This is a genomic window from Kouleothrix sp. 19917 (assembly GCF_057073505.1).
In genome coordinates, this window is sequence record NZ_CP097100.1 from 340,828 (window position 1) to 365,986 (window position 25,159).

Annotated in this window: 24 protein-coding genes and 2 pseudogenes; 15 read left to right on the forward strand and 11 right to left on the reverse strand. The window is 59.7% G+C overall.

Translation table 11 applies throughout. The features are described 5' to 3' along the window. Positions 1-39 precede the first annotated feature (39 nt). The 3 genes from M1P90_RS36545 to tnpA all read right to left on the reverse strand — a co-directional run bounded on the left by M1P90_RS36545 (position 40) and on the right by tnpA (position 2,389). Positions 40-1,095, reverse strand: a complete 1,056-nt coding sequence (locus M1P90_RS36545) for a hypothetical protein (RefSeq protein WP_483706053.1) — start codon at positions 1,093-1,095, stop codon at positions 40-42. Positions 1,096-1,286: 191 nt separating this feature from the next. Continuing rightward, on the reverse strand, positions 1,287-2,117 hold the full coding sequence (locus M1P90_RS36550; RefSeq protein WP_483706055.1) for an IS3 family transposase: 831 nt from the start codon (positions 2,115-2,117) through the stop codon (positions 1,287-1,289). A gap of 2 nt (positions 2,118-2,119) precedes the next feature. Beyond that, the gene (tnpA, locus tag M1P90_RS36555; RefSeq protein ID WP_483706057.1) at positions 2,120-2,389 is read right to left on the reverse strand and encodes an IS66 family insertion sequence element accessory protein TnpA; all 270 of its coding nucleotides are present in this window, start codon (positions 2,387-2,389) and stop codon (positions 2,120-2,122) included. A 270-nt stretch (positions 2,390-2,659) separates the two neighbouring features. Between tnpA and M1P90_RS36560 the strand changes: the two genes are divergently transcribed. After that, positions 2,660-3,769 (forward strand): hypothetical protein, encoded by a 1,110-nt coding sequence (locus M1P90_RS36560; RefSeq protein ID WP_483706059.1) that lies wholly within the window; start codon positions 2,660-2,662, stop codon positions 3,767-3,769. 999 nt (positions 3,770-4,768) lie between these two features. Here the strand turns inward: M1P90_RS36560 and M1P90_RS36565 are convergent. Beyond that, positions 4,769-5,665, reverse strand: a complete 897-nt coding sequence (locus tag M1P90_RS36565; RefSeq protein WP_483706061.1) for an SDR family oxidoreductase — start codon at positions 5,663-5,665, stop codon at positions 4,769-4,771. Positions 5,666-5,769: 104 nt separating this feature from the next. Between M1P90_RS36565 and M1P90_RS36570 the strand changes: the two genes are divergently transcribed. From M1P90_RS36570 to M1P90_RS36580, 3 genes are all read left to right on the forward strand, one after another. Next, on the forward strand, positions 5,770-6,243 hold the full coding sequence (locus M1P90_RS36570; protein ID WP_483706063.1) for a nitroreductase/quinone reductase family protein: 474 nt from the start codon (positions 5,770-5,772) through the stop codon (positions 6,241-6,243). After that, positions 6,240-6,803, forward strand: a complete 564-nt coding sequence (locus M1P90_RS36575) for a TetR/AcrR family transcriptional regulator (protein ID WP_483706065.1) — start codon at positions 6,240-6,242, stop codon at positions 6,801-6,803. The genes M1P90_RS36570 and M1P90_RS36575 overlap by 4 nt, the downstream gene beginning before the upstream one ends. 79 nt (positions 6,804-6,882) lie before the next feature. Beyond that, positions 6,883-7,509: an NAD(P)-dependent oxidoreductase gene (locus M1P90_RS36580; protein ID WP_483706067.1), complete on the forward strand. Its 627-nt coding sequence runs from the start codon at positions 6,883-6,885 to the stop codon at positions 7,507-7,509. A gap of 885 nt (positions 7,510-8,394) precedes the next feature. Here the strand turns inward: M1P90_RS36580 and istB are convergent. Further along, positions 8,395-9,204: an IS21-like element helper ATPase IstB gene (gene istB / locus M1P90_RS36585; RefSeq protein ID WP_483705487.1), complete on the reverse strand. Its 810-nt coding sequence runs from the start codon at positions 9,202-9,204 to the stop codon at positions 8,395-8,397. Further along, on the reverse strand, positions 9,197-10,681 hold the full coding sequence (istA, locus tag M1P90_RS36590) for an IS21 family transposase (protein WP_483705065.1): 1,485 nt from the start codon (positions 10,679-10,681) through the stop codon (positions 9,197-9,199). Before istA ends, istB begins: the two co-directional genes overlap by 8 nt. 1,288 nt (positions 10,682-11,969) lie before the next feature. Between istA and M1P90_RS36595 the strand changes: the two genes are divergently transcribed. Both M1P90_RS36595 and M1P90_RS36600 read left to right on the forward strand, forming a co-directional pair. Next, positions 11,970-12,119: a hypothetical protein gene (locus M1P90_RS36595; RefSeq protein ID WP_483706069.1), complete on the forward strand. Its 150-nt coding sequence runs from the start codon at positions 11,970-11,972 to the stop codon at positions 12,117-12,119. Positions 12,120-12,619: 500 nt separating this feature from the next. Further along, positions 12,620-14,221, forward strand: a complete 1,602-nt coding sequence (locus tag M1P90_RS36600) for a GGDEF domain-containing protein (RefSeq protein WP_483706071.1) — start codon at positions 12,620-12,622, stop codon at positions 14,219-14,221. 512 nt (positions 14,222-14,733) lie between these two features. On the opposite strand, the gene M1P90_RS36605 is transcribed toward M1P90_RS36600, so the two are convergent. The 3 genes and pseudogenes from M1P90_RS36605 to M1P90_RS36615 form a co-directional block, all read right to left on the reverse strand. Further along, positions 14,734-15,102, reverse strand: a complete 369-nt coding sequence (locus M1P90_RS36605) for a hypothetical protein (RefSeq protein WP_483704810.1) — start codon at positions 15,100-15,102, stop codon at positions 14,734-14,736. An 87-nt stretch (positions 15,103-15,189) separates the two neighbouring features. Next, a pseudogene (locus M1P90_RS36610) lies at positions 15,190-15,773 on the reverse strand (IS982 family transposase); the annotation flags it as partial. Continuing rightward, a complete protein-coding gene (locus tag M1P90_RS36615; RefSeq protein WP_483704812.1) occupies positions 15,769-16,341 on the reverse strand; it encodes a TetR/AcrR family transcriptional regulator in 573 nt (190 codons plus the stop codon). The pseudogene M1P90_RS36610 and the gene M1P90_RS36615, both read right to left, overlap by 5 nt. Before the next feature lie 117 nt (positions 16,342-16,458). On the opposite strand from M1P90_RS36615, the pseudogene M1P90_RS36620 reads away from it, so the two are divergent. The 4 genes and pseudogenes from M1P90_RS36620 (at position 16,459) to M1P90_RS36635 (ending at position 19,533) form a co-directional block, all read left to right on the forward strand. Continuing rightward, a pseudogene (locus M1P90_RS36620) lies at positions 16,459-17,137 on the forward strand (NADPH-dependent F420 reductase). Between the two features lie 9 nt (positions 17,138-17,146). Next, entirely contained in the window at positions 17,147-18,106 is a 960-nt protein-coding gene (locus M1P90_RS36625; protein WP_483704814.1) for an aldo/keto reductase, read from the forward strand. Between the two features lie 83 nt (positions 18,107-18,189). After that, positions 18,190-18,639, forward strand: coding sequence for a pyridoxamine 5'-phosphate oxidase family protein (locus tag M1P90_RS36630; protein ID WP_483704816.1), 450 nt, complete (start codon positions 18,190-18,192; stop codon positions 18,637-18,639). A gap of 12 nt (positions 18,640-18,651) precedes the next feature. Beyond that, a complete protein-coding gene (locus M1P90_RS36635) occupies positions 18,652-19,533 on the forward strand; it encodes an LLM class F420-dependent oxidoreductase (protein ID WP_483704818.1) in 882 nt (293 codons plus the stop codon). Between the two features lie 23 nt (positions 19,534-19,556). Here M1P90_RS36635 and M1P90_RS36640 read toward each other — a convergent pair whose 3' ends face one another. Then, positions 19,557-20,153 carry a TetR/AcrR family transcriptional regulator gene (locus M1P90_RS36640; RefSeq protein ID WP_483704820.1) on the reverse strand — a complete coding sequence of 199 codons (597 nt, stop codon included), beginning with the start codon at positions 20,151-20,153 and terminating at the stop codon, positions 19,557-19,559. Next, positions 20,150-21,157 (reverse strand): aldo/keto reductase, encoded by a 1,008-nt coding sequence (locus M1P90_RS36645; RefSeq protein WP_483704822.1) that lies wholly within the window; start codon positions 21,155-21,157, stop codon positions 20,150-20,152. The genes M1P90_RS36640 and M1P90_RS36645 overlap by 4 nt, the downstream gene beginning before the upstream one ends. A gap of 554 nt (positions 21,158-21,711) precedes the next feature. Between M1P90_RS36645 and M1P90_RS36650 the strand changes: the two genes are divergently transcribed. The 5 genes from M1P90_RS36650 to M1P90_RS36670 all read left to right on the forward strand — a co-directional run bounded on the left by M1P90_RS36650 (position 21,712) and on the right by M1P90_RS36670 (position 25,105). After that, positions 21,712-21,954, forward strand: coding sequence for a response regulator transcription factor (locus M1P90_RS36650; RefSeq protein ID WP_483706075.1), 243 nt, complete (start codon positions 21,712-21,714; stop codon positions 21,952-21,954). 30 nt (positions 21,955-21,984) lie between these two features. Beyond that, positions 21,985-22,125: a hypothetical protein gene (locus M1P90_RS36655; RefSeq protein WP_483704824.1), complete on the forward strand. Its 141-nt coding sequence runs from the start codon at positions 21,985-21,987 to the stop codon at positions 22,123-22,125. Positions 22,126-22,580: 455 nt separating this feature from the next. Continuing rightward, positions 22,581-22,889 carry an IS1-like element transposase gene (locus M1P90_RS36660; RefSeq protein WP_483704826.1) on the forward strand — a complete coding sequence of 103 codons (309 nt, stop codon included), beginning with the start codon at positions 22,581-22,583 and terminating at the stop codon, positions 22,887-22,889. Next, entirely contained in the window at positions 22,861-23,307 is a 447-nt protein-coding gene (locus M1P90_RS36665) for an IS1 family transposase (RefSeq protein ID WP_483704828.1), read from the forward strand. The genes M1P90_RS36660 and M1P90_RS36665 overlap by 29 nt, the downstream gene beginning before the upstream one ends. Positions 23,308-23,971: 664 nt before the next feature. Further along, complete coding sequence (locus M1P90_RS36670; RefSeq protein ID WP_483704830.1) at positions 23,972-25,105, forward strand: ISAs1 family transposase; 1,134 nt, start codon at positions 23,972-23,974, stop codon at positions 25,103-25,105. Positions 25,106-25,159: the final 54 nt, after the last annotated feature.

Consider the following 25,159-nt stretch of genomic DNA (forward strand, 5'->3'; position numbering starts at 1 on the left):
GCGCATCGATACATTACGCAATAGCCCGCGTAAGGCAAGTCACAAGAATCGCTTACCCATCAGCTGGTAGTACGCCTGGCCACGTAGTACACGCTTGCAGGTCGGGCAGTAATCCTGCAGCCAGCCGCGCTCGCCACCCAGGTCGTAGTTCTGGTGCAGCTCGTGGAGCGTGGACTTCAGGTCGTCGACGAACTGCTGCGATGGCAGCGCCTGGCCGCAGCGCTTGCAGCGGCCGGTCTGCGGCTGGGCGGCGTAGTGCTCGACATCCTGGTTGACGGTCTGATACAGTGTGACACCGATACTGGCTGGCCGCTGGACGATATGGAAGAACTTGCCGAACGGGATCGAGATCAGCCAGGCCACCACTGCGACCTGATGGGTTAGTGAGAGAAACCAGTAGAACCTGCCCTCCCACCACAGCGAGGAGGCGGTCAGCGCCAGCCCAGTCACGGCGATCGCGAACAGCAGGATGAGCGGCATGAGGTCGAAGCCGAAGCGCTGAGTGGTGAGCAGCCCGACATCGTTGATGCGCCGCCATAGCGCCATGCCGACACCGAGAATTAGCAGCAGCGCCGTGAAATCCAGCCCGTGGAACAGCGCAAAGCCGGTGCCGGCCTCAATTGGAAACTGGAAGACCGGCAGGCCGAAGAACCACAGCTGGTACTGATCCGGCGGCACGAGTGTGAAGCGCAGCCAACCGAAGGTCAGTGGCAGGGTGATCGCCAGCGAGAGCATGACTCCCCAGAAGATCGACATATGCGCGACCCAGCGCGCCAGGCTGCGCTTGAGGATGAAGGTCTGACCGAAGATATCGTGCCACCAGGCCAGTGGGATGAGGGTGGTGTAGCGGCGGAAGTTGCGCCAGGAAAGGAAGTTGACCCAGCCGCCTTTGAAGTAGCGCCAAGTTGGCGGGCGCGTGATCCAGAGCGTGTAGCGATAGACGATCGCCGCAATGGCAAACACCGTCGCCACGGCATAGCCAATCAGCGCCGAGTCGAAGTCTCTGAATCCGCGCGAGCCAAGGAAGATTAGCAGCACGAGCAGGAGTGCCGAGACTATCGCGAGCACGGTTGCAGGAAAGGCGCGTCGCGTCATAGAACCCTTTCTAGTGACACAATGTAGAGCCAAGCTGGCGTGCGAGAGAGCTCGCCATACGAGGCGTACACAGAGATTAGTGTGATGGCACGCTACAGCTGAGAGCGCACACAATAAGTGAGTATGGTGAAGACTGGAATCGTATGCCCACGATTATGACATGAGACCCAAGAACTGGTCAAGTCCCAATGTTAGGGATCCTGCACTTTTGTTCGGCCTTCGAGCCAGGTCGCTTTGAATTCCAGTGGCGTGAGATAGTCGAGCTGGCTGTGCGGTCGCTCAGTGTTGTAGTGGCGCCGGTACGCGCCAAGCCGAACCGATGCCTCAACGAGCGAGGTGAACACATGCAGATTCAAGCACTCGTCGCGCACCGTCCCGTTGAAGCGTTCCTCCTTTCCATTCTGCCACGGCTTGCCTGGCTCGATGTACAGCGTCTGAATACCGTACTGCGCCAGCCACGCCTGCACGGCTATCGCTACAAATTCTGCACCATTGTCACTGCGCAGATACGCCGGTGGTCCATGCTGCCCAACCAAAGCCGTCAGCACACCAATCACTCGTTCAGCCGATGTTGTCACTGCCACATCAAGCGCCAGCCCTTCGCGGGTGAACTCGTCCATCACGGTCAAGATCCGAAGCGGTGTACCATCGGCCAAGGCATCCTCGACAAAATCATAGGCCCAAATATGGCCAGGATATGCGGCTTGCAAGCGCTCTGGGCACGTGCGGCGCGTGCGTTTGCGCACGACACGATGTACTTGCAAACGATGGAGCCGCCACAATCGGCGCACTCGCTTGTGGTTGACCTTCTCGCTCCGATTTAGCAGGGCGTTGATCCGGCGATAGCCGTAGCGCGGATGCTGGGTAGCCAAGGCCTGCATTTGGGTCAGCAACTGGGTGTCGTCGGTCGGATGTGCGGCGTAGCGGAAAGTCGAGCGATAGATGTGCACCAATGCACAGGCCCGTTGCACCGACACGCCGCCGGCGACGAAGAACTGCACTGCCTCACGTCGCTCGGCCATCGTCAGCCCTTTTTTGAGAGCAACTCTTTGAACAGATCAAGTTCAAGCACGCGCTCGGCCAGCAATCGCTTGAGGCGCGCGTTCTCTTTCTCCAGTTCTTTGAGCCGCTGGGCCTCATTGACCGACATGCCGCCGTAGGCTTTGCGCCAGCGATAAAAGGTATTCTCAGCAATCCCATGCTCGCGACACACGGCTGCAATCGTCTGCTCACCCTTCTCGGCTTGCTCAAGGATCTTGATGATCTGTTCGGCCGTATGCTGGTTGGTTTTCATGTCTTCCTCCTGGTAGGAGGATCCTAACATATCAACCTGGCCAGTTTGTTGGTCTCATGTCAATTATACCAAGGATGTGCTCCTACGTATAAGGGAATCTCAAGCGAATTCAGCATAATCTATACCGCCGTCACCGTTGAGGTCGCGAGAGCACGACGTTATGCTGCCTTCGCGCCGGTCTCACAAGAGACAAATATCGCTGCCTGCGTTGCTCTTACGCCATATACTGTGCTCGTACTGGTTTCAGTTATTCTGGCAAGGAGCCGAACTATGGGTCTGGATACACGCTATCGCTGGCCGCTCATGGTGCTAGCCATGCTGGCGCTGGCAGCTGGTCTCGACGCTGGCCTCAATCGGATTGGGTGGCGCATACCAATGCCCCAGCCGGCGCTGGCTGGCGCGCATGGTCCGCTAATGATCGCCGGGGCGCTCGGCACAGTCATCAGCATCGAGCGCGCGGTTGCGCTGCGGCGGCGCTGGCCGTATGCCGCGCCGCTCCTGAATGGCCTTGGCAGCGTCGTTCTGATATTGGGAGTGCCTGGCCGCCTCGGCCCACTCCTGTTTGTGCTCGGCAGCCTGGTGCTCGCGTTCGTCTTTGTGGTGGTACTGCGCATCCACGCAGGCAAGCACAGCGTGTGTATGGCTGCGGGCACGCTGGCACTGCTGGTTGGTAATCTGCTCTGGATGATCGGTCGGCCGTTCTCTCTTGTCGTATTCTGGTGGTCGCTGTTCTTGGTACTCACGATTGCCGGCGAGCGCCTCGAACTCGGCCGCCTACGGCAGCTTCCCGCAAATATCGAGTATCGCTTCATGGCGCTGGCGGCGCTATTGGTTGTTGGAACAGGCGCCACGTTGGCGGCACCAGATCTCGGCACCCGAATAGCAGGCGCTGGTGCGCTGGGGCTCGCCGGGTGGCTGCTGCAGTACGACATTGCACGTCGCACTATCCGCAAGGGCGGGCTCACCCGCTACATCGCTGTCTGTCTTCTCTCAGGCTATGGCTGGCTTGGCCTGAACGGATTGACAGCGATCATCTATGGCTTCACGCCTGCCGGCCCGATCTATGATGCCATGCTCCACATGGCCTTTGTCGGCTTCACATTCGCGATGATTTTTGGTCACGCCCCGATCATTCTTCCAGCCGTGCTGGGCCTATCACTGCGGTTCAGTCGCGCCTTCTATGTGCACCTGGCGCTGTTGCACCTATCGCTGGCGCTGCGCGTGGCGGGCGATCTGGCTGGGATTGGCGCGCTCCGCCGCTGGGGCGGTGTCCTGAACGCCGTGACACTGCTGATGTTTCTACTGATCACCGTCTGGGCCGCAATCTCGGCCCGCGCAGGCAGAAATAGCCGGGAATGCTCCCCGTCCGTCGTTCACTAACCCGAAGCTGTGTGGCCTAGGTTTGAGGTGATTGCTGCTTCGTGCTGATACCAGGCTATACGCGCCAGAGGTGTTCATTGATAGCCGTACTACCCAAATCACCCTGCCGTTTTTTGGTGGAGACACAACGCCACTATTGGCTTCCACGCGTATAGTGCCGCTTCAGTAACTTAGCTCCCAGCACCCTGCAGGGGTGTTTCGTCCGAAACGCCAGCTCAATAGTAACAACAAGGACTAAACTGAGGAAGACCTGATCCGCCCGATCCACGGAACGCCGTGTCACACCTTCGTACCATGCGAGACACACGAGAACAGCGGCGAGCATCGGCGCATCGAGTAGGAGCGGCTCGCCGCCGATGACTCCGTGCGGCAGTGGATTCGGTGTGCCGCTTGGAGATGTGGTGATGTAGGGAGAGGTACGAATACTGGCGTTTCCGAGAAGGCCGGCTTCCTCAGCTAATATAACGTCAGTTCGGGATAAGCGAACCGCACGGGTAACGGGAATATTCCTTCAGAGAACGTTTTTCGCCAATGCTAATCGCTATGCGAGCGTAGATGATGAGCGAGAATCGGGCTCGGATAGGATAAACCGGCGCGATTGAACGGTTCCTTTTTTGTCGACCTGATGCCATTACGCATTATAAAGCCGAAAATCGAGTTTTCCTTATCCCGAACTGACGTTAATATATCCTCTGCCATGACTCAGCACCAGCAAAGCTGCTAGTATTGCTTGTTCACCGCAGCACCTCGCCAGATTCGGACTCTAATTGTGGAAGCCCGCCGAGAAATACCGCACTGCAGGCACAGTGTGCCGCGACGACGATCGCGGCTTGTGCTGCTCCCTGCTCACGCAGCCGCTGGTGCTGGCGCATTCGCTTACCGGGCAAGGTGCTGCGGCGCGCTGATCGAAGGCCACGACACCGACATAGGCGAATAAGGCGGCTTGGAGACTCTGGCAATCCTTCAGGGCCTCGCAGAAACCTGAGTTACGTCACCGTGTTACTTGGCTGGCGATCCCACAGCGGATACGCCTACTATGGGCTGCCAGAAAGACGCGTAATCTTCCGCGAACTGATGGAATGCGATCGGGGCGCGGCCAAGCCGCTCCCGGATGTCGCTGGTGACGCGCCCCGCGAGACCGAGGCGTGCCGTGGTGTAGATAGCAGCCATCACAAGCACAAAAGACATTGGCGTTCCTTGCGCAGTCTGCTGGCGGATGAACTGACGTAGCGATGGGCAACGGTAGGTAATCTGCCGTCCCAGAACCTCGGAGAGCTGGGCCGCCACCGTGCCGTAGTCAAGCGCAGTATCTCCCGTCAGCTCGTAGATCTTGTGCCTGTGCCCTTCTTCAGTCAGCGCACGCGCAGCTACGGCGGCAATATCACGCACGTCGATGAAACTGGTTTTGCCACTGCCGGCCGGCACGAAGATTTCGCTTCGATCGCGGATCTCCTCGCGATGGGTGCTGCTCAGGTTCTGCATGAAGAAGCTGGGCCGTAGAAAAGTGTACTCCAGGCCCGAGTGCAGGATGTGCTGCTCGATCTTGTAATGCGGGAGGATCTTGTTCTTTTCCACGCCGATCAGCGACAGAAAGACCACCTGACGGACACCTGCCTGCTTCGCCGCGTCGAGCGCGGGAAAGATGTGGCGCCGGACATCGACGATCGCCGGCGGGCGCATCAGGAACATTCGCTCGACCCCCTCGAAAGCGGGACCGTATGTCTTGGGCATAGTGAAATCGAACTGCACGATATCCACAGTGTGATTCCCTGCACCCCGGTTGGCTACGGGAGCGCGTACGGCCGCGCGAACTGGCTGCCCGTCGCGCTCCAGCAGCCGTACAACCTCGGCGCCAACCTGCCCGAGTGCACCCGTAATAAGGATTGGAACGCTCATCACCATGACCTTCAAATTGCCTTGACAGTATATAGACCAGTCATTATAATTCTACCAGCTTTTATTGAACTATCGAGTGTAATAATAAGAAGCTTGGTGATGAAATGACAATAGAAGACACCAAAGCTCGCACTGGTCCCCCATTGCCCAAAGTTGCTTACACGCTCGCAAACCCGGTGCTGATCTTTCTCTTGCGGTCGCCGCTGCACACATTAGTCAGCCGATCGCTTATGGTGCTGATATTCCAAGGCCGTAAGAGCGGCAAGCGCTACACGATACCAGTGGGCTATGTAGAGCGCGGCAATCACCTCTTTGTGTTCAGCCACGGCGCCTGGTCGAACAATTTCCGCGATGGCGCGACCGTCGGGGTGCGGCTGCGTGGGAGAACCGTACGCGGCAGAGCCCAGCTGCTCCACGACCGTGCGCGCATCACCGACCTTGTACGCCTGCTCATCGAGAAACACGGCGAAGCAATGGCTCAGCGCATGGGCGTGGCCGCAGATATACAGGGCGATGCCCCTGCTTCGGCGAGCGGCACGAGGTATATAGAGATCGTGCTGGAGGAAGCGGCTCGATGAGCACGACCAAGGATCAGATCATCGACGCTACCTGCGAGCTCCTGGAAAGCCAGGGGTTTCACGGCACTGGTCTCAACCAGATTGTGAAGGAGAGTAGGGCGCCAAAAGGCTCGCTGTACTACTACTTCCCCGACGGCAAGGACGAGATCGCCGAGGCGGCGATCGAGCGAGCTGGCCGCACTGTCGCAGAGCGCATCCGCGCCGGGCTGGCAGATGGGGATGCAGCCAACGCAATACCGGCATTTGTGGCCAACATTGCCCACTTCGTGGAGGTATCTGGTTTTCGCAGCGGTGGCCCACTGATGACGGTGGCCATGGAGACAGCGACGACCAACGAGCGGCTGAACCAGGCCTGCCGCGCTGCATACACCCGTTTGCAAGGGGCGTTCGAGGCCAAGCTCGTGGAAAGCGGCTTCGCGCAGGCGCACGAGCTGGCGACATTCATCACTGCGGCGATCGAGGGCGGCATCGTCCTCAGCCGAGTCCACCACACCGGCGACCCACTACGGAACGTCGCCGAGCAGCTACGCTGGGTGCTGCGGGCAGCCAAAGAACGCTAAGGCGACGTCTCAAGAAGCTGGCTATGCCGCTTCTTTTGGGCCATATATAACGACTGGCCAATAGAGAAAGAGGAACAGTATGAACATTGCGGTCTTTGGTGGCACAGGCCGCACAGGCCGACACGTCGTCGAGCAAGCATTGGCGGCGGGACATTCTATCACGGCGCTTGCGCGTACTCCCGCGAAGCTTCCTAAGCACGAGCGGCTCGTAGTCATCGGAGGAGACGTGCAGGATCCTTCCGCTGTCGAAAAGACCGTCGCAGGGTCAGAGGCAGTTATCAGCGTGCTCGGCCCGACCAGCAACGAGCCAACATTCGAGGTCAGCAAGGGCATGCGACATATACTCGCTGCTATGCAGAAACATGGCGTTCGGCGCCTGATTATTTCCGCTGGCGCGGGAGTGGGCGACCCGAACGATACGCCCAAACTATCCAACAAAGCCATCAACTTGCTGCTCAAGCTGCTCGCGCGCAATGTCTACGAAGATATGAAGGGCGCGGTCGACGTCGTCCGCGCTTCCGAGCATGACTGGACGATCGTACGAGTACCGCGCTTGATCGATGGCCCCAAGACCGGCCTAATCAAGGTTGGCTACGTTGGCAATGGCATGGGGATGCAGATCAATCGCGCCGACATGGCTGGTTTTATGCTCGATCAGCTACAGAACGGCGCGTACATTCGCAAGGCGCCGGCAATTAGTAACTGATGGGCATTTCATCGTACGTCAGGCGTAGCGCATACAGTATCACGCAGTACGCCTGATGTCTCATTCGAGGACCACTGCTGCCCCTCCTTATCCCCGCTGGAGCAGCACAAAACTCCTGAAATCACTCCGGAGTCACTGTGCCAGGACGTTTATCAGCACTGCGATGAGTCCTGGCCAACTGCGCGAGTTTTCCCTTGAAGCCGCTTGCAGTGGTAGCATATAACGCGACCACATTCAGAACGATCTTCAATATGCCAGTCAGCGAGTTTGAGGCTGGTCTTGCACAGGGGAGACCCAGTGCTATCTGGAACATGCGCAGCCAGTCCTTGCCCCCCGTTTCCCTTCACAAGCAGCAACATACCATCCATCTCCGCACAACCTATGAGTGCATCTATCTGCCTGCTTGCAGTGCAAAACCTGTGCCAAGACTTGACTGCGCCTCGCATCGGATTGAATCAGGGGCGTGTCGCATGGTTGGCAGCGGTATGTGCGCCGCCCTGCTCCCTGTCGGGAGCAGGGCGGCCGTTGACGTTCTACGCGGCTTAGTGTCGCCTCGCCACCACGCCACCGCCGGCCGTCCACATTTGCTCCAGAATGCCCAAGTTCAGCAGATCGTACAGTGCGCGCGTCTAGTCGATTGTCTGCACATCCCTATTGGTGGGAATGCCGATGTAGGGCTAGGGTCTATGAAAATCGTGCAGCCGTTCGGCCGAGCAAACACCACACCCCGGCGCTCGCCGAGCGAGCTGGCTGAACGGTTCGAGAGTCCTGGTATGTATAGCTTTCTTGGAAGTGATGTGGAGGTTTTGTGTCAAGCGACAATTAGCTATCGCACCCAACGACAATTAGAACTTTCTGTTCTGGGTTGTTCGACCCTTGCCAACGTCAACTCGATTGTGGCTCACTCGTATTTGTACGTGTCGTTGGCTTCGACGATTTGGCGGCTCCATGCTCGGCACCCGCCTGTTTCGCTCGGTAGCTGTCGAGACTCATCATATCCAGGATGACCGAATGGTGTACCACTCGGTCAATTGCCGCCATCGTCGTCATCGGATCCTTGAAGATCCGGTTCCATTCTGAAAAGACTAAATTCGTGGTCAGTATTACGCTGCGGCGTTCATAGCGCTCGGCTAGAAACGTGAACATCACCTCCATTTCGTCGCGGTCGTGTTGCACATAGCCAATATCGTCCAGAATCACACAGACATAGCGGTCCAGTCGTGCCAGTTCGCGCGGCAGCCGCAAGTCACGTTTCGCCGCCAGTAGTCGCTGCACCAGCGCAGCGGTACTGCTCCAATAGACAGACTGTCCTTGGCTCACGAGTGTGTGCCCAAGTGCAGCCGCAACGTGACTCTTGCCGGTGCCCGGTTTGCCGACTGCAATCACGTTGACCGCCTGCTCTACAAACGCTCCACTGCGCAGTCGTTCAATCTGCTGGGTCAACAGTGGGCCAAACAAGTTCAACTCCAGCCGCTGAAAGGTTTTTTCGCGCGGTAACTGGGACTCGCGCAGGAGACGTTCCAGACGACGCTGCTGACGGTAGGCGACTTCCTGCTGGGCCAGTTCATACAGAAAGGCTTCGTGGGTCAACCCTTCGCGAGCCGCCCGCATCGCCAGTTCATCAAAGCCGCTGGCACTATGGCTGAGTTGCAGCGCCCGCAGGAGTTGCGCCAACTCCTGATGTCGATTAGCCATTCGCACACCTCGACGCCAGCAGCGCGTCGTAGACGTGGAAGTCGAGGTCAGCTGGCTTGAGCGGTGGCAGGGCTGGCACGGTGCTCGCTCGCACCAACTCACGTACTGCATCGAATGTCGGAAGCGTCTGGCTCTCGACGAGCAACTTCACCGCTGTCTCGACATCCACTTCACTCGTTGAAGCGGCCAGATGCAAAATACGTAGGTACTCACGGTCGGCACGAGCAGGCGCCTTCTCTGCGAGCGTGTCATACAGCGTGCGGAAGGCCAGTGTCGGAAACAGTTCATCACGGAAGCGATACTGTACAAAAGCACCCGGCTTGCGTACGAGTGACCAGATTACATGGCGGTAGTCGATCCGCGCCCCATAGCGGCCGTGCAGGCGCGGCAGCGTGAGTGTGCAACTCGTGCCGACATACAGTTCGAGCACCTCAGCACGAATACGCACCGTCAAGGTCGTCCCAATCAGTCGAGACGGCACCGAATAGGTATTGTGGAGCACGCGAATGGTGCTGAAACGGCTGACGACCACGTGCACTTCGCGGCAGGGATGCAGTGGCGTTTTTGGCAGTGGTCGAAGGGTTGGCAACTCGTCGTTCCAGCGCGCAGCCCGAGTCTGGTTGCGCCGGCGTATCAGCTCTTGGAGCCAGATCGCGTAGGCGGCTCGGTCGGCAAAGTCGCGGCTGCCACGCACGCGTAAAGCCTGGTCGACCGCCTGCTTGAAGCGGAAATGGGCTTGCTCGACATCGCCGTTCTCGTGCGCTTCGCCAGGTGTGTTCGCCGTCGGGGTCATGCCATAGTGGGCCATCAGCGCGGCATAGGACTCAGTCCAATCGCGCTGGTGAGAAGGCCCAATCGCGCGAACCGCAGCCGAGAGATTGTCGGTACGGTGCTGCTGTGGGACGCCACCAATCTGCCAGAAGCAGGTTTCGAGGCCCTCGGCCAGCGCCTCAAAACTCTCGGAAAAGCAGATAGTGACCGCCTCGACATTGGAGTACGTCAAGACCAAATGAAACAGCAGGTGCGGAAATGGAACGTCGGCGAGCGTGATGCTCAAGTCATCCATATGGGTAAAGTCAGACTGTGCCAGACGACCGGGCTGGTGGACCTGCTCGAAGATGACCTCACGCTCGGGGCCGTGGAGCGCACGCCAACTCGCGACATGGCGCTGAAAGGTACGCAACTGACCCTCGGAGTAGCGCTCTGGTGCTTGTTCGCACAACAAGCCGAACAGCGTCTTGGCCTGCAAGGCCGGGTCGCGCTTGAGGTGCTGTTCGACCCACGGCCAGTCAGTCGCAAAAGGATTGGCACGGGTGCGGTAGGTGCGCGGTTGTTTGAGCGCGCTAGGAAGCTTTGCAGTTCGCACATACTTGCGGGCGGTCGGGACACTCATGCCAGCCCGGGCAGCTGCTTGTTCTAACGTCTTGCCATTCTTGCGTTCGCGGAGCATCAGGTGTACCTCGCTGTCGGTTTTCATGGCACCTCCTTCTGAGACGCCATGCTACGAGTAAGAGAGACGACCGGTGCAACCACGAACAGAAAGATCTAATCGCCATCAGGTTATAAGTCTAATGATCTTTGAACAGTTTTGTCCATTGCGGATGGAAAGTGATTGTTCAGTGAGGTGTTTCCATCTGCGGCTGGCACGTGCGGTGCTGCTGTACGAGTACCACCGCGCCGAAAGCGATTCTCAGGTGCGGGTGAACATACCGGGCGGCAAAAGGGAGTAGGCCGCTCCACCGCCCGGTCCTCACCGCCCACGGTCTCCTGCATCTCACGATCGGCTCAGTGTGCCGAGGGCTGTCGCGTGGCACATACAGGCAGTGCTCCTCACTGCCCACGATCGGCAGTGTGCTCGCCGTCGCTTCTGTCAATGTTCGCCTTATAATGAGCCAAGACCATCGACAAAGGGTCGTCGTATGCCATGCGAACCGTAGGAGCACAGCCGCGATCATCGGCGCAGCTGGTAGCGGGGCATAATGCTATGCCTTGTAGGGTGATAGATTGCGGGCGGATAGGGCCTAGACGGAAACGCGCGTATCCGTGCCAGAATCCTAGGTCTGACTGTCTGCTTCCGCAAACGTCTCGCGCGCTGTAAGCGTCTTGAAGACATAATTTCGTTGCAATGTGCTCCTTTATGCTCGCTCAATGGCACTCGCCCTGCTGCTCCTCTTGCATCGATATGGCGAGCAAGAAGGGAGTGAGACATGCACGAGCGTGAACAGCAAGCGATTGACAGCCTGGCAACGCACGGGTATGAGGTCATTTCTGATGGAGCAGGGTACATCGTTCGTGACCGCAGCAACCCTCAGGATAGCTCACGGGCACACCACCTTGAAGATTTGATTGAACTAGCGGAGCTTGTCGAGGGGAGGGCGCAACGTGAATCCCTCGCTCGGAGGCAGGCAACATAACCGCTGCGTAGAGCAGCGGCAGCCAACAACGCGATGATTATCGCCCTGCTCAGCATCTGTTTTCCAGCCCACCCAGAGTGTTAGCCACTTTTGGCTAACGACTGACGCTGCTTGCTGGCCACACAGTAGGTGAGCATAAGGAGGTTGAGTGGTAGATACCGTTTTAGAACGTGGTTGAAATCCCACGCCCTAAGGCCTTTTGTGGCTGGGCGCCGCGGGTGAGTCAGAGCGGGACGAGTTATGACCAGGCAGCATTGAGCCGTGGGGAATCACGCTTGAGATAAGAGTGCGATCTTCTCTTACACTCTCGGCTTGAGCATTATCACGGCGCTTAAAGCAGCCTCGCCTACTGTGCGCACCGCGCTCATCACCGCTTCACCCACCAATGCATTAGAAGTGGCTGCTCTTGCTGCGGGCATTGATGTCTTCCTCGTGAAACCTTTTACGTTGGATGAACTGGATCAAGTCGTGCGCGCATTATTATCAGATGTGGCATCGTAGATGGTCATGCAACCACGAACCCAGGTGTTCAACCACGTCGTATGAGATTGATTTTATGTCGCTCGGATTCCGTCGTACCACCGCCGTGGTAATCCAACTGTGCTGATGCTTCCCTATACTTGATACGGTATGGCAGCGGATATGTGAAGCAGGGATCTGATGGCACCCTTTCGGATCTTAGTCGTGGATACTCAACCAGGTATCTGCACCTTTCTGCGACGGCTCTTACACATTGAGATCGTTTTTATGTGCGTGAGGCGGGTGACGGAATCGAAGCGCTGGCCGTCGCAGAACACTGGGATGCCCACATGCTCGTGATAGATCTCATCATGCCGCGCAGAAGTGGGGTCGAGGCAATGCACTACCTCTGAGCCCATCCACGGTTTTTCAAGACGTTACTTCTCGTCATCACCAGTAATGCGGTCTTGATGCCCATTATCAGCCCAGTCGATCGATGAATCACCAGCGCGGGGAGTAGCTCCGCAGCGAGGGAGGCTCACGTGGGGGTTCCCGCAATCAGCACTGTCGAGGAGGCGTGGACGCTGCGCAACAGCGACCGGGCCGCCGTCCGCTCGGCAAGCGAGGCCCTGCTGTCCAGCGCAGATGTTGATCTGCGTGCCGCCGCGTTAGCCAAGGTCGTCCTCAGCTACCTTGACTACCGCGAGCGGCGGTACGAGCAGGCCGCCGCCGCCGGTCTGGAGGCGCTGGCCATCCTTGAGGTGAATCCGACCGATCCCTGGCTACCCCGGCTCTACAATACCCTCGCAATCATCCACTTCGATCTCGGCGAGCGCGATACCAGCCGCACCTATCTCGACCAGCAAATTCGGCTAAGCTACGAGCTCGGCGACTGCACGTACGAGGCACTCGGCTACCACGACCTCGGCCTGCTCCAGGCTGCTGTCGATCCCCGTCGCGGGCTGGCGACCCTCGCCCAAGCCCGCACGATGTTCCGTGCAAGCGACGACGCTGAGAACGAGGCGCTGGTCCTCTACAACATGGCCAATATCCACCAGCACGCTGGCGAGCGAAAGCTCGCTGCCAGCTATGCCGGCCAGGCGCTTGAGATCCTGGGCGCCAGCGGCACGCAGGGCATGAGGCTCTACCTGACCATCCATATCGCCACGCTCAAGGCCGAGGCGGCCTCGGCGCTCGGGCTTCACAGTGAGGCTCAGGGCCTCTTGGATGAGGCGCGCGCCCTGGCCGCGCACCACTGCCCCGAGCTGATGGCGCATGTGCAGTTCTGCCAGGGACTCCACCTGACAGCCATCGGCGACAACACGGGCGCTCTTGCGCTGTTCCAGGACGCCCTTGCGCTGATTGCCCCTTCCGGCCAGTATGAATTGCTCGCGGACTGCCACGCCGCCCTCGCTGACTGCCACGAGCGGCTCGGCGACTACCGCGCCGCCCTCAGCCACTATCGAGCATATGCCGCTACCCGCGAGCGCACCTTCATCGAAGCCAGCGAACAGAAGATGCGCTCGCTCGATGTCATCCATCAGGTCGAGACCGCCCGCCGCGCCGCCGAGGCCGAGCGACAGCGCAATGCCGAGCTCCAGCACTACATCCAGGAGCTTGAGCAGCTCCAAGTTACCCTACGGGCAAGCAGTCTGCGCGACCCGCTCACTGGCCTCCACAACCGGCGCTATCTCAGCGAGGAGGGGGGACGCCTGCTGCGCTACGCCCAGCGCTACCAGAGCGACCTCTGTGCCGCAATGATTGATGTCGATCACTTTAAGCAGATCAACGATCGGCTGGGCCACCAGGTGGGTGACCTGGTGCTCCAGCGGCTGGCCGAGCTCATCACGCGCGCAATGCGGAGCACCGACCTCATCAGCCGCTACGGCGGCGAGGAGGTCGTTCTGCTGCTGCCATCGACCAATATTGACGACGCCTACAGCATCTGCGAGCGCCTGCGCACAACGGTCGAGCAGCACAACTGGTCCGACATCCATCCCAGACTACGGGTCACAGTCAGCATCGGCCTCGCCAAGGACGACGGTAGTACACTCACCGAGCTCCTTGCCCACGCGGATGCTCAACTCTACACGTCCAAGCGCGCCGGCCGCAACCGAACGAGTTACGCCCAGAGCGGGAGGTGACCGCGGCTCTCATCCGTCGCATGTGTTTCGGCGATCCGTTAGCGCAAGCTAACTACACATGAGCCAATATTCATTATCGACGCAAGAAAAGCTGCTCCAAGTGAGGCGGCTTTTTGATTGTGATTCGCATGTCATCACGGATAATCGGCTCTTACGCAACTTCCGTGCAGCGATTTGTTACCCCTCACTACAATGAGGTGTCACATGTCAGCCACAGGGGCATTGCACGATCTTTGCGTAAGAGCCACTTTTAGGGTTTCATGTCAGTAAAACCAACGACTTCCGCGAGCCGACAGAGTTCATACTGTCCTGCTCCCCAAAAACTGTACAGAATCAAATGTGAGCCTTTTCTCAGCGCGGGGACGCGAGCGTAGCAGTCCGGTCAAGACGTAACAAGAGTTGGTCAGTACCGATCTCGCCTGCCAATCCGGTTTTCGGTCCCTGAGCCTTCCATAGGCGGTCTTGACTCGGTCTGCTGTACGGCGTCGTGGCCGCGCTGAGGAAACAAAAGGCTAACATGATGAATTGACTAGATCATGGGGCTCATCACAATACTCAAATATGGTCAGTTGCTCACTCACCTCCCGAATAGCCGGCGTTCCCGCGCCGTATGCAATGGCATGGAGTGCCTCCATCGCAGATTGCAGCAAGGCCAGTGCTGCCCGGTGCGCGAACATTATCTCGTTCGATACCGTATACTGGCCAAGGAGGCGCTGGGCGATGGCAATTGGTTCAATCGCTTCGATAACACGCCGATGTGTCAGGCGAGTCTCTCCCTGGTGCAGCACCATGTCCATCGTTTCCATCCATATCACAAAGCAATCCTGCAGAAGTGTGAGATAATACCTGACCTCGGATTGCTGGCGTGTATCGTAGGGCATACGTGGCACCTCACGCATCAGACATTGGACAGATAGATCTGCTGTGGTCACGGCTCAATTACTGTGATTATCTAACGTCGGTTCGGGTTAAGCAAGCATCATGGGCGGCAGCGTATTGAGCTGCAACGATGGCTTTCTGGGCTGATGACAGTAGGCGATTAACCCGCACACCAGATTAACCAGGAAGTTGATTGGCGAACGATGGCGTGTGTGCTCGATCTGCGAGATGTTCTTGAGCTGATCGATGATCGTTTCCACAATCGCTCGTTTGCGTAACAGCAGCTTGTCAAACAGCCCAAGCTCACACGCTTTCATGTTCTTGCGGCGCACGGTGATCAACTCGATACCAAACTGCTCTTGCAACTGCTTGAGCAGCGGCTGTGACAGATAGCCTTTGTCGCCAATCAGCTTGCCAAATAGACGCTTGGCAAACTGCGGCACCGGCTTGCGGTCGTCGACATTGCCTGGCGTGAGCGTGAAGCTCAACAACTCACCACGGTCGTTGAACAGCAGATGCAGCTTGAAGCCAAAAAACCAGTCGACTGATGTCTTGCCGCGTGCGGCCAGGCCGCGAAAGACCCGATGTTGCTGAATGCGCCGATTGTGACAGACTGCCAAGCACGTAGAGTCGACATTGGTATCACACCGCCGCACTGACCCGGTGCCTCACGGCTGTGGCAGCTGCGCAGCGATCAGCACAGCCGCGGCCTGCGCCACATGCGCCGCGTGGCTGTCGGGGCCGAACATCCGCGTCGCCACAAACGCCCCGTCCATCAGCAGCAACAGCTGCGCCGCTAGACGGTCAGGGTCGCGCGCGCCCGCGGCTACAGCCAGCGCACCCAGCCGCGCTAGCACCGCCTGCTTGTGCGCCAGCGCCACCCGATGGCCGGGATGATCCAGCGAGGGAAAATCGGCCGCCGCGTGCTGAAAGGTGCAGCCGTAGCAACTCGGGCTCAAGGCCAGCTGCCCTACCCCTTCGAAGAGCGCGAGCAGCTGCTCGCGTGGGCTGCCCTGGCCGAGCGCCGCCTCGAACCAGTTCCAGAACTGCTGATTGGCCTCCTCCAGATAGGCCACGATCAGATCGTCCTTGGACGGAAAATGCCGGTATAGCGTCATCTTGGCCACGCCTGCTTCGGCGATGATCGTATCAATCCCGACTGCGCGGAACCCCTCGCGGTAGAAGCGCTCGCTGGCCACTGCAAGGATTTTCTGCCGGGCGGAGCGCGGATCGTCGACCATGGTTCCCTCACCGGTCAACTGCCCTTGACATGAGACAGACCTGTCTCTATAATAGCGACCAGAAGATAGACAGGTCTGTCTAGTAGTATACCACAGCGATCGCACAGGAGGCAAGCCATGCAGCTCGGTATCCTCGGCTCGGGCAGCGTCGGCCGGACGATCGGCGCCCGCCTGGTCGAGCTTGGCCACGACGTGACCATCGGCACCCGCGATGTGGCCAAGACCCTGGCCCGCACCGAACCCGACGTCTACGGCAATCCACCCTTCAACATCTGGCAGCAGCAGCACCCGCGGGTCCGCCTCGGCACCTTTGCCGACGCCGCTGCCTTCGGCGCGGTCGTCATCAACGCGACGAACGACGCGGCCTCGCTGGAGGCGCTCAGCCTGGCTGGTGCGGCTAACCTCGACGGCAAGGTGCTTGATCGACATCGCCAGAGAGCTGGATTTCTCGCAGGGCATGCCGCCGTCACTGAGCATCGTCAACACCGACTCGTTGGGCGAGCAGATCCAGCGCGCCTTCCCCAACATCAAGGTGGTCAAGACCCTCAACACCATGAACGCCTTTGTGATGGCGCACCCGCAGCAGCTGGCTCAGGGTGACCACAGCGTATTCATGAGCGGCAACGACGCGGAAGCGAAGGCGGATGTCATAGACATCCTGCGTGAGTTCGGCTGGAGCGACGTGATCGACCTGGGCGACATCAGCACCGCGCGCGGCACCGAGATGCTGCTGATCTGGCTGCGGCTGTGGGGCGCCTTGGGAACTGGGCTATTCAATGTCAAAGTGGTGCGCTGAGGAGGAGGAATGAAGCTGACAACACCCTTAGGCCGCAGCACCCTCCAAGTACCCCGCCTTGGCGTGGGAGCGATGACCTGGGGCGAGCCGACGGGGTTGGCCCGCCTGTCCCCGGCCAAGCTGGCCTATGGCGGCGCGCACGGGCGCGAGGAAGAGCAGCGCGCGTTCGAGGCGAGCGTGGCGGCGGGCGTGACGTTATTCGATACCGCGGCGATGTACAGCGGCGGCGCCTCCGAACGTCGTCTGGGCGAGCTGGCGCGCGGCAAGGATGTGCTGATCGCCACTAAGTTCCCGCCCAGCCCGTTTTCTCGCACGGAAGATATGCCGCATGCGCTTGACGCGAGTCTGGCGCGTCTGGGGCGGAGTTGGGTGGATCTGTACCAGCATCACTTCCCCTCCAACCGAGTATCGATCCCGAAACTGATGGAGTTGATGGCGGATGCGGTCGCGGCGGGCAAGGTCAAGGCGGTCGGCGTGAGCAACTACTCGGCGGAGCAGATGCGGATCGCGCACGCGGCGCTCGCCAGGCGCGGTATTCCACTGGCCTCCAACCAGGTCGAGTATTCGCTGTTGCACCGCCAGGTGGAGGTAAACGGCGTTCTTGACGCCTGCCGCGAGCTGGGGATCACGCTGATCGCCTACCAACCGCTGGCGAGCGGTGCGCTGACCGGCAAGTATGGAACGGGGGCGCGGGCCACGGGGTTGCGGCGGTTTATGGGGTATTTTCGCGGGAGAGGGCTGGACGCGCTAGCGCCAGTTGTGGCACTGTTGCGTGAGATTGGTGAGCGCTACGCCAAAAGCCCGGCGCAGGTGGCATTGCGGTGGTTGATTGAAAACGAGCGTGTCCTGCCCATCCCGGGCGCGAAGAACGGCAAGCAGGCAGCTGACAATGCGGGAGCGCTCGCGTTCTGCTTGACAGCAGCGGAGAACGAGGCGCTCAATCAGGTGACGCTGGCCTGGCGAGGGTAGTTGTACTGTGCGCGCGCAAGGGTGCCGGTCGCCGCCCTGACGGGCGCGGGTCACAAAGGAAAAACCTATAAGGAGATATGACAATGAGCTGGCATCTCTTCGCAGCGGCCGATCCTGAATTGGCCGCCTTTGGCAAAGAACGCTTGCACGACAAGGTGGCGTACCTGGCCACGATTCGCACGGATGGCGCGCCGCGTTTACACCCGGTCAGGCCGATCGTTGGCGACGACCATCTCTTCGTCTTCATGGAACCTACCTCACCCAAGGGGGACGATTTGCGCCGCGATGGCCGTTACGTCCTGCATGGTCCCGTCACTGATCCCGGTAGTGAGCCATGGGAGCTGTACGAGTTCTGCGTTGATGGTCGCGCGGCGCTGGTAGAAGACCCAGCCGTACGCCAGGTAGCGAATGCTGTCACGTCCTTCTCTCGGGATGCGCACTTCATCCTGTTCGAGCTCAGTGTCGAGAGCGCCTTTTCTACCGTGTATGGAGCCGATGGGCAGCCGGTGCGACGACGCTGGCAAGCGAGTTAAAGGAGCCAAACCATGAAAATCGGCTTACAGATCCCCAGCTTCACCTGGCCAGGTGACCCCGACGCGCTCGGTATGCGCCTGGCGGAGATCGGACGCACGGCGGACGAGGCCGGCTTCGCCAGCCTGTGGGTGATGGATCACCACTTCCAGATCGCGGGGGTCGGTTCGGCCGAGGAACCGATGTTGGAGGCCTACAGCGCGTTGAGCTATCTGGCGGGCGTCACCAAACACGCCCGGCTGGGCGCGATGGTCACCGGCGTGATCTACCGCTACCCCGGCATCCTGGTCAAAACCGTCTCGACGCTCGACGTGCTCTCGGGCGGCCGCGCCTACCTGGGCATCGGCGCGGGCTGGTACGAGCGCGAAGCGCGCGGGCTGGGCGTGCCGTTCCCGCCGCTCAAGCAACGCTTCGAGCAGCTGGAGGAGGCGCTGCAGATCGCCAGACAGATGTGGTCGGGAACAGTCGCGCCGTACACCGGTCAACACTACCAGCTGGCCGAGACCCTCAACCACCCACAGCCGCTGACCAAACCGCGCCCGCCGATTCTGATTGGCGGAGCGGGGGAGAAGAAAACGCTCCGCCTGGTCGCCCAGTACGCCGATGCCTGCAACCTGTTCGCCTTCGCCGGGCCGGAAGTCATCCGCCAGAAGCTGGAGGTCTTGAAACGGCACTGTGACGAGGTTGGCCGGCCATACGACGACATCGAGCGCACCGCGCTGGGCGTGGTCAACCTGGCGCCCGGCGCCATGACGGCCGCCGACCTGATCGCGACCTGCCGTGCGCTTGCGGACGTGGGCATCCAGCACTTCATCTTCAGCCTGCCGAATGTCCACGAGCTCGCGCCGTTGGAGGTGATTGGACGCGAGGTCATCCCAGCCGTCGCCGCGTTCTGAGCCGCTCAGCCGGCTGAGCGGGGTCAAGCTCCGGCCCTGCGCGCACCAAGCCCGCCCAGGACGAGCGCCCAGACGCCTTCGAAGGCGGCATCGATGCCCGGGTCGGCCCACTCCGGCGCGTGGGCCGGGTTGTGGAAGCGGGCAGTCGCGTCGAATACCGCCCGCGCCGTGACGGCAGGGGCCACAGTCGTAAATTCGCCCCGTGCGACCCCGTCGGCGATGATCTGGGCGAGCTGTCCCACAAGGTGGTCGACATGCGCCTGGACTACAGCCCGCGCCTCCGCGGCGAGCGCCAGGTAGGTAGCGAACAGCTCGGGGTCCTCGCGCGCCAGCCGCCGCTTGGATGCGATCAGGAGGTCGAGCCAGCGCCGCAAGCGCTCCGATGCCGGGCGCTCCTCGGCCGCCACGTCCGCCAGCGGCGCCGCGATGCGCGCGAGCCAGCGCGCGGTCACCGCGTCGCGCAGGGCCGCCTTGCTCGGAAAGTGGCGGTAGACGCTGCCGTGGCTGACGCCGAGCGCCTGGGCGACATCGACGACCGTCGCCTTGGCCGGCCCGAAGCGACGCAGGACATCCTCCGCCGCGTCCAGGATTCGGTCGGGGGTGAGGGCTGTCTCGGTCATGCCGCGCCACCTCGGCCACGCTCGCTGTCGAGGACGGCCATCTGGGCGCTGGGGTAGCGCTCGCCGGCCACCGCATCCGGCGGCACCGCCTGCTCGATCTGCGCCAGGTCGTCGGCCGTCAGCTTGAGGTCGAGGGCGCCCAGCGCCTCGGCCAGCCTCTCGCGCCGTCGCGCCCCCACGAGCGGCACGATGTCGTCCCCGCGCGACAGCGCCCAGCCGATCGCAATCTGCGCGACGGTTGCTCGCTTTGCCGTTGCGACCGCGCGCAGCGCCTCGACCAGCGCCAGGTTGCGGTCGAGGTTCGCGCCGCTGAAGCGCGGCAGGTGGCTGCGGAAGTCGGACGCGGCGCGCTCTTTGGACCAGTGGCCGCTGATCAGGCCGCGCGAGAGCACGCCGTAGGCGGTCACGCCGATGCCCAACGTGCGACAGGTTGGCAGGATCTCGGTCTCGATGCCGCGTGAAACCAGCGAGTACTCGATCTGCACATCGGCGATCGGATGCACGGCGTGGGCGCGGCGCAGCGTGTCGGCGCCAGCCTCCGAGAGCCCAACATGCCGGACGTAGCCTGCCTGCACCATGTCGGCAATCGCTCCGACGGTTTCCTCAATCGGCACGGCGGGGTCGACGCGGGCGGGACGGTAGATGTCCACATAGTCCGTCCCCAGGCGGCGCAGCGTGTAGGCCAGGAAGGCCTTTACTGCCGCGGGACGGCCGTCGGTGCCGAGGACCTGGCCGCCGGGGTCGCGCAGCACCCCGAACTTGACGCTGAGCACGACCTGCTCGCGATTGCGGCCCCGCAAGGCCTCGCGCAGCAACAACTCGTTGTGGCCCATGCCGTACCAGTCGCCGGTATCGAGCAGTGTAATGCCGGCATCGAGTGCGGCTTGGATCGTGGCGATGCTCTCGGCCTCATCGGCGGGACCGTAGAGGTCGGACATGCCCATACAGCCCAGGCCAAGCGCGCAGACACGCGGGCCGGTGGCGCCAAGTGTGCGTGTTTGCATACTATCCTCCTTGCACGTTCGCTTGAGCGGCGCAGCCGCCCGATCGAGATGAGCGGAGTATAGACTATGGAATGACAGATGTCAATATCTGTCATTCACCACCCTTTTCAGATCCGGTGCTCTGCTCTTACCCCGCACCGCCCCGCAGGAACGGTATTATCATGCGGTGCAACGTTGATCGGCGGTCGAGGATGGCAGGAGGGGTGTCGATGGACTGGCGGTACAACCCCGATACGAAACAATGGGAAGCAAGTCGCAATGGCTGGCGCGGCGTGGTAGCGCGGTGGGTAAGTGGGGCTGAGTGGATCGCGGCAATCGAGCCGCTTGGCACTACTCAGGCGCGGCGGATGGCCCCCTACGTGTTTCGATGGATGGAGGACGCTCAGGCATGGTGTGCTGCGGAGATCGCCCGGCACGGTCAGCTGCCCGAAGCCGCAAAGTAGCCTGACCGTTGTTCATAGCCTGGCCCACAAGGAGTGAAGCGGATCCAGCCCCAGCCCTTCCATCTGCGGTTGCTGGATCGCATCCTGCCTGGGACGAATGGCCTGGTGCTTGTGGGGCGGGCCGCGCGCTCGTGGTGCGGCACAACTGCACGTAGCGACGACATCAGTCTGTGCCAGGACCGGCGCGCCGCCGGCGACACCAGGCCGGTGATCTTCCTTACTGCTCGCGGAGAGGAAGGTGCCCGCGAGCGTGGCATAGCTGCTGGAGCCACGGACTTTATAACGAAGCCGTTCGCGTACGCTGACCTCGTCTCTCGGGTAGCGCGGCTGCTTTCTGACATCGACTCAGGGTAAGCGAGCTGGCTTGCTGGAAGTAGCTTCCTTATGCGGCATCGTCTTTTTATTGTCGACGCCCGCGCCGGCGTCGAGCACAGCCTGGGCCTCTTCCCACGCGATCGGGCCTGGTTCCTCGGGCGATTGGCGTGGAATAGGGTCGAGCTGGCCAAGGCGCTCGAAACGTACTAGGCCATCCAGGGAAAACTGATCGAGGCGCAACTCCTGGAGCATCTCTCGCCGCTGGGCTGGAAACATATCAATCTCTGGGCCGCTACCAATTCTCGAAGGAGCGGCAGTGGTCGCGCTCTCAGTTACGTCCGCTGCCGACCTTAGGCCGAGATCGACGCGAACACCTGCGACGAGCAGGATGAGGGATAACGAAAACTTATTCTCCGACAGCGATTCTCGGACGAGACAACGCAAGGGGGCGAACATGCATACGAGGAAAGGCGCTAAGGACAAGACGTCGAGCGCATCTGAATGCGGTAAAATGCCGCTTCAGGCTTAGATGTATATTTTCCTAAAGAAAATACGATGACCCCATGCTGTATACTATGAGGGCCACGCGAAAGGGGTAGTGGCTCTATGCGAACTGATGTATGGTAGTATGGCGATTAAGAAAAACAAGAGATCCAGGAGATTATATGATCGCGATTACCTGTCGCCGCTGTGGCTCCACCGATCTTCGCAAAAATGGGCGCACGCCCACTGGCCAACAGAAGTGCCATTGTAAAGCCTGCAATTTCTATGGCACGCTTGACACAAAGGAGCAGGAGCGAGCGCACCGACGTGCCACTATTGAGAAACTCCAGCTGGAACGCTTGTCACAACGTGCGATCGCCCGTACTGTCCGAATGAGCCGCAATACGATTGCTGCGCTTCTGAAAAAAAACTCTGTCACCGATTGCTCAGACGATTCGACCATTGCAAGAGCGTCCGATCCTGGAGCTTGATGAGCTCTGGTCATTTGTGGGCCGTAAAGCCAATCAACAGTGGATTTGGATTGCCTTGGAACGCCAAACGCGCCGGATTGTCGGATTTGTGCTAGGCGATCGCTCGGCAACAACCTGCCGCAAGCTCTGGGCTTCACTGCCAGCTGACTATCGCAAACGTGCGATCTGTTACAGCGATTTCTGGGAGCCATATGCGCTGGTATTGCCTTCTCAGCGTCACCGTTCGGTCGGTAAAGAGACTGGCGAAACGGCGCACGTCGAACGCCTCAATAATACGTTGCGGCAACGGTGTGCCAATCTTGTGCGCCGGACACTCTCTTTCAGTAAAGATGAACACTGGCATGAGGTTCGCATCCGGCTGTTCATCGATCACTACAATCGGCAACTCGAACGAACTGGATGTCTTGCATCAGTCTAGATTGCGCCACTACCGTGTTGCCGTTAACCGGCTCACTGCGATATTGATGTGTCGCTCCGCAGGAAGAATGCACTCTACCAGCGCACTAAAGAGTATTAGCGAGGCGCAAGAATGGTGTTATGAGACGCTAGGCATCGAATAACTGACTATTCGGGGTGGTATTATGCCTTTATATAACTGCCCGCCAAAAGAAGGAGTATACAAGTACGTTCGTGTCTGTGAGCAGCATTCCTATGGTGATATTGACGTCACCACAAAGACATAGTAAAACAAGAGGGTATGTTGAGCAAATTACGTTTATTCGATTATTTAGCCCTGAAGATGTCGGTGGGGCGTGTTTATAGTCCATAGGGAACAGGTACGAGTTATGACCAGCGGCTCATCTACCTCGACATCCCCCTTGATGGGCTAGGAGCCGACAACGACTTGAAAATCTTCACAGAAAAAAGCACACCATACCAGGGCTTACGCATTATAAATCGAGCACAAAGTAATTAGATTACGACAAGAAAGGATAATACGCTGTAATACCCTCTTCTGTTCTGTAAGTGACGTCATCTGTGCTCCAACGCTCGTGATCGTCTGGCAGTTCGGTGTTTCCGCTCGCGTGGTAGAATACCTGCTCTGAGCGTACACTGATAATGAGAAATGGAGCCTATCACTGATGCAACACGCGACAACGTTGAGTGCTCATTTTGACACCCTCCCAGATCCGCGCATCGACCGCTGCAAACACCACAAGCTGATTGATATTGTCACTATCGCAATTTGTGCGGTCATCAGCAATGCCGACGGGTGGACTGATATCGCCGCATACGGACGCGCGAAACACGCCTTTCTCCAGCAGTTCCTCGACCTTCCCAATGGCATCCCCTCCCATGACACCTTCGGTCGAGTCTTTACCCACCTTGACCCGCGTGCGTTTCAGTCTGCCTTTCTCGCCTGGGTCGATGCGATCCGCCTGAAGCTTCCAGGTGATGTGGTGGCCATTGATGGCAAGACCGAGCGGCGTACTCACGACCGTGCGATTGATTTGTCGCCCTTGCATATCGTCAGTGCCTGGTCGACCGCCAATCGTCTGGTGCTTGGTCAAGTGCGTGTCGATACCAAATCGAACGAGATCACCGCCATTCCTGTTCTGCTCGATTTACTTGACCTCGAAGATTGCATTGTTACAATTGACGCCATGGGTTGTCAGGTGGCGATTGCCGAGCAGATTGTCGCCCAAGGTGCCGACTATGTGTTGGCCTGCAAAGGCAATCAAGGCCATTTGGCAGAGGATGTCGCGTGTCTCTTTCGGCAGGTAGAGGAAGCGGAGCTCGATCCTACACGCTTCGACTATTGTCAGACGATCTGCGAAGCGCATGGGCGTCGGGAAGTGCGCGAGTACTGGAGTACTGACGATCTTGCCCCGATCCGCGATCGTGGGCGCTGGAGCCAGTTGCGCTCGGTGGCGATGGTGCGCTCCGAGCGCACCAGCAATGGGTGTACCAGCGTCGAGACACGCCAGTATATCTCGAGCTTGCCGAGTGGTGCCGAGCGCGTGGCCTATGCTATTCGAAATCACTGGGGCATTGAGAATCCGGTTCATTGGGTGCTCGATGTGGTGTTTGCTGCAGATGAAAGCCGCGTGCGTATCGGGCATTCAGCCCATAATCTGGCAATCATTCGTCATCTGGTGCTCAATCTACTCCGACAAGAAACATCACTGAAAACCAGCCTCCGTCAAAAGCGGTTGCGTGCAGGGTGGGACGATGCCTATGTCCTGAAAGTCCTCCATAATAATCCGCAGGAGTAGCACAAATGTAATGCGTAAGCCCTGCGCCTCAAGCGCTAAAATGACCAGGGGCCG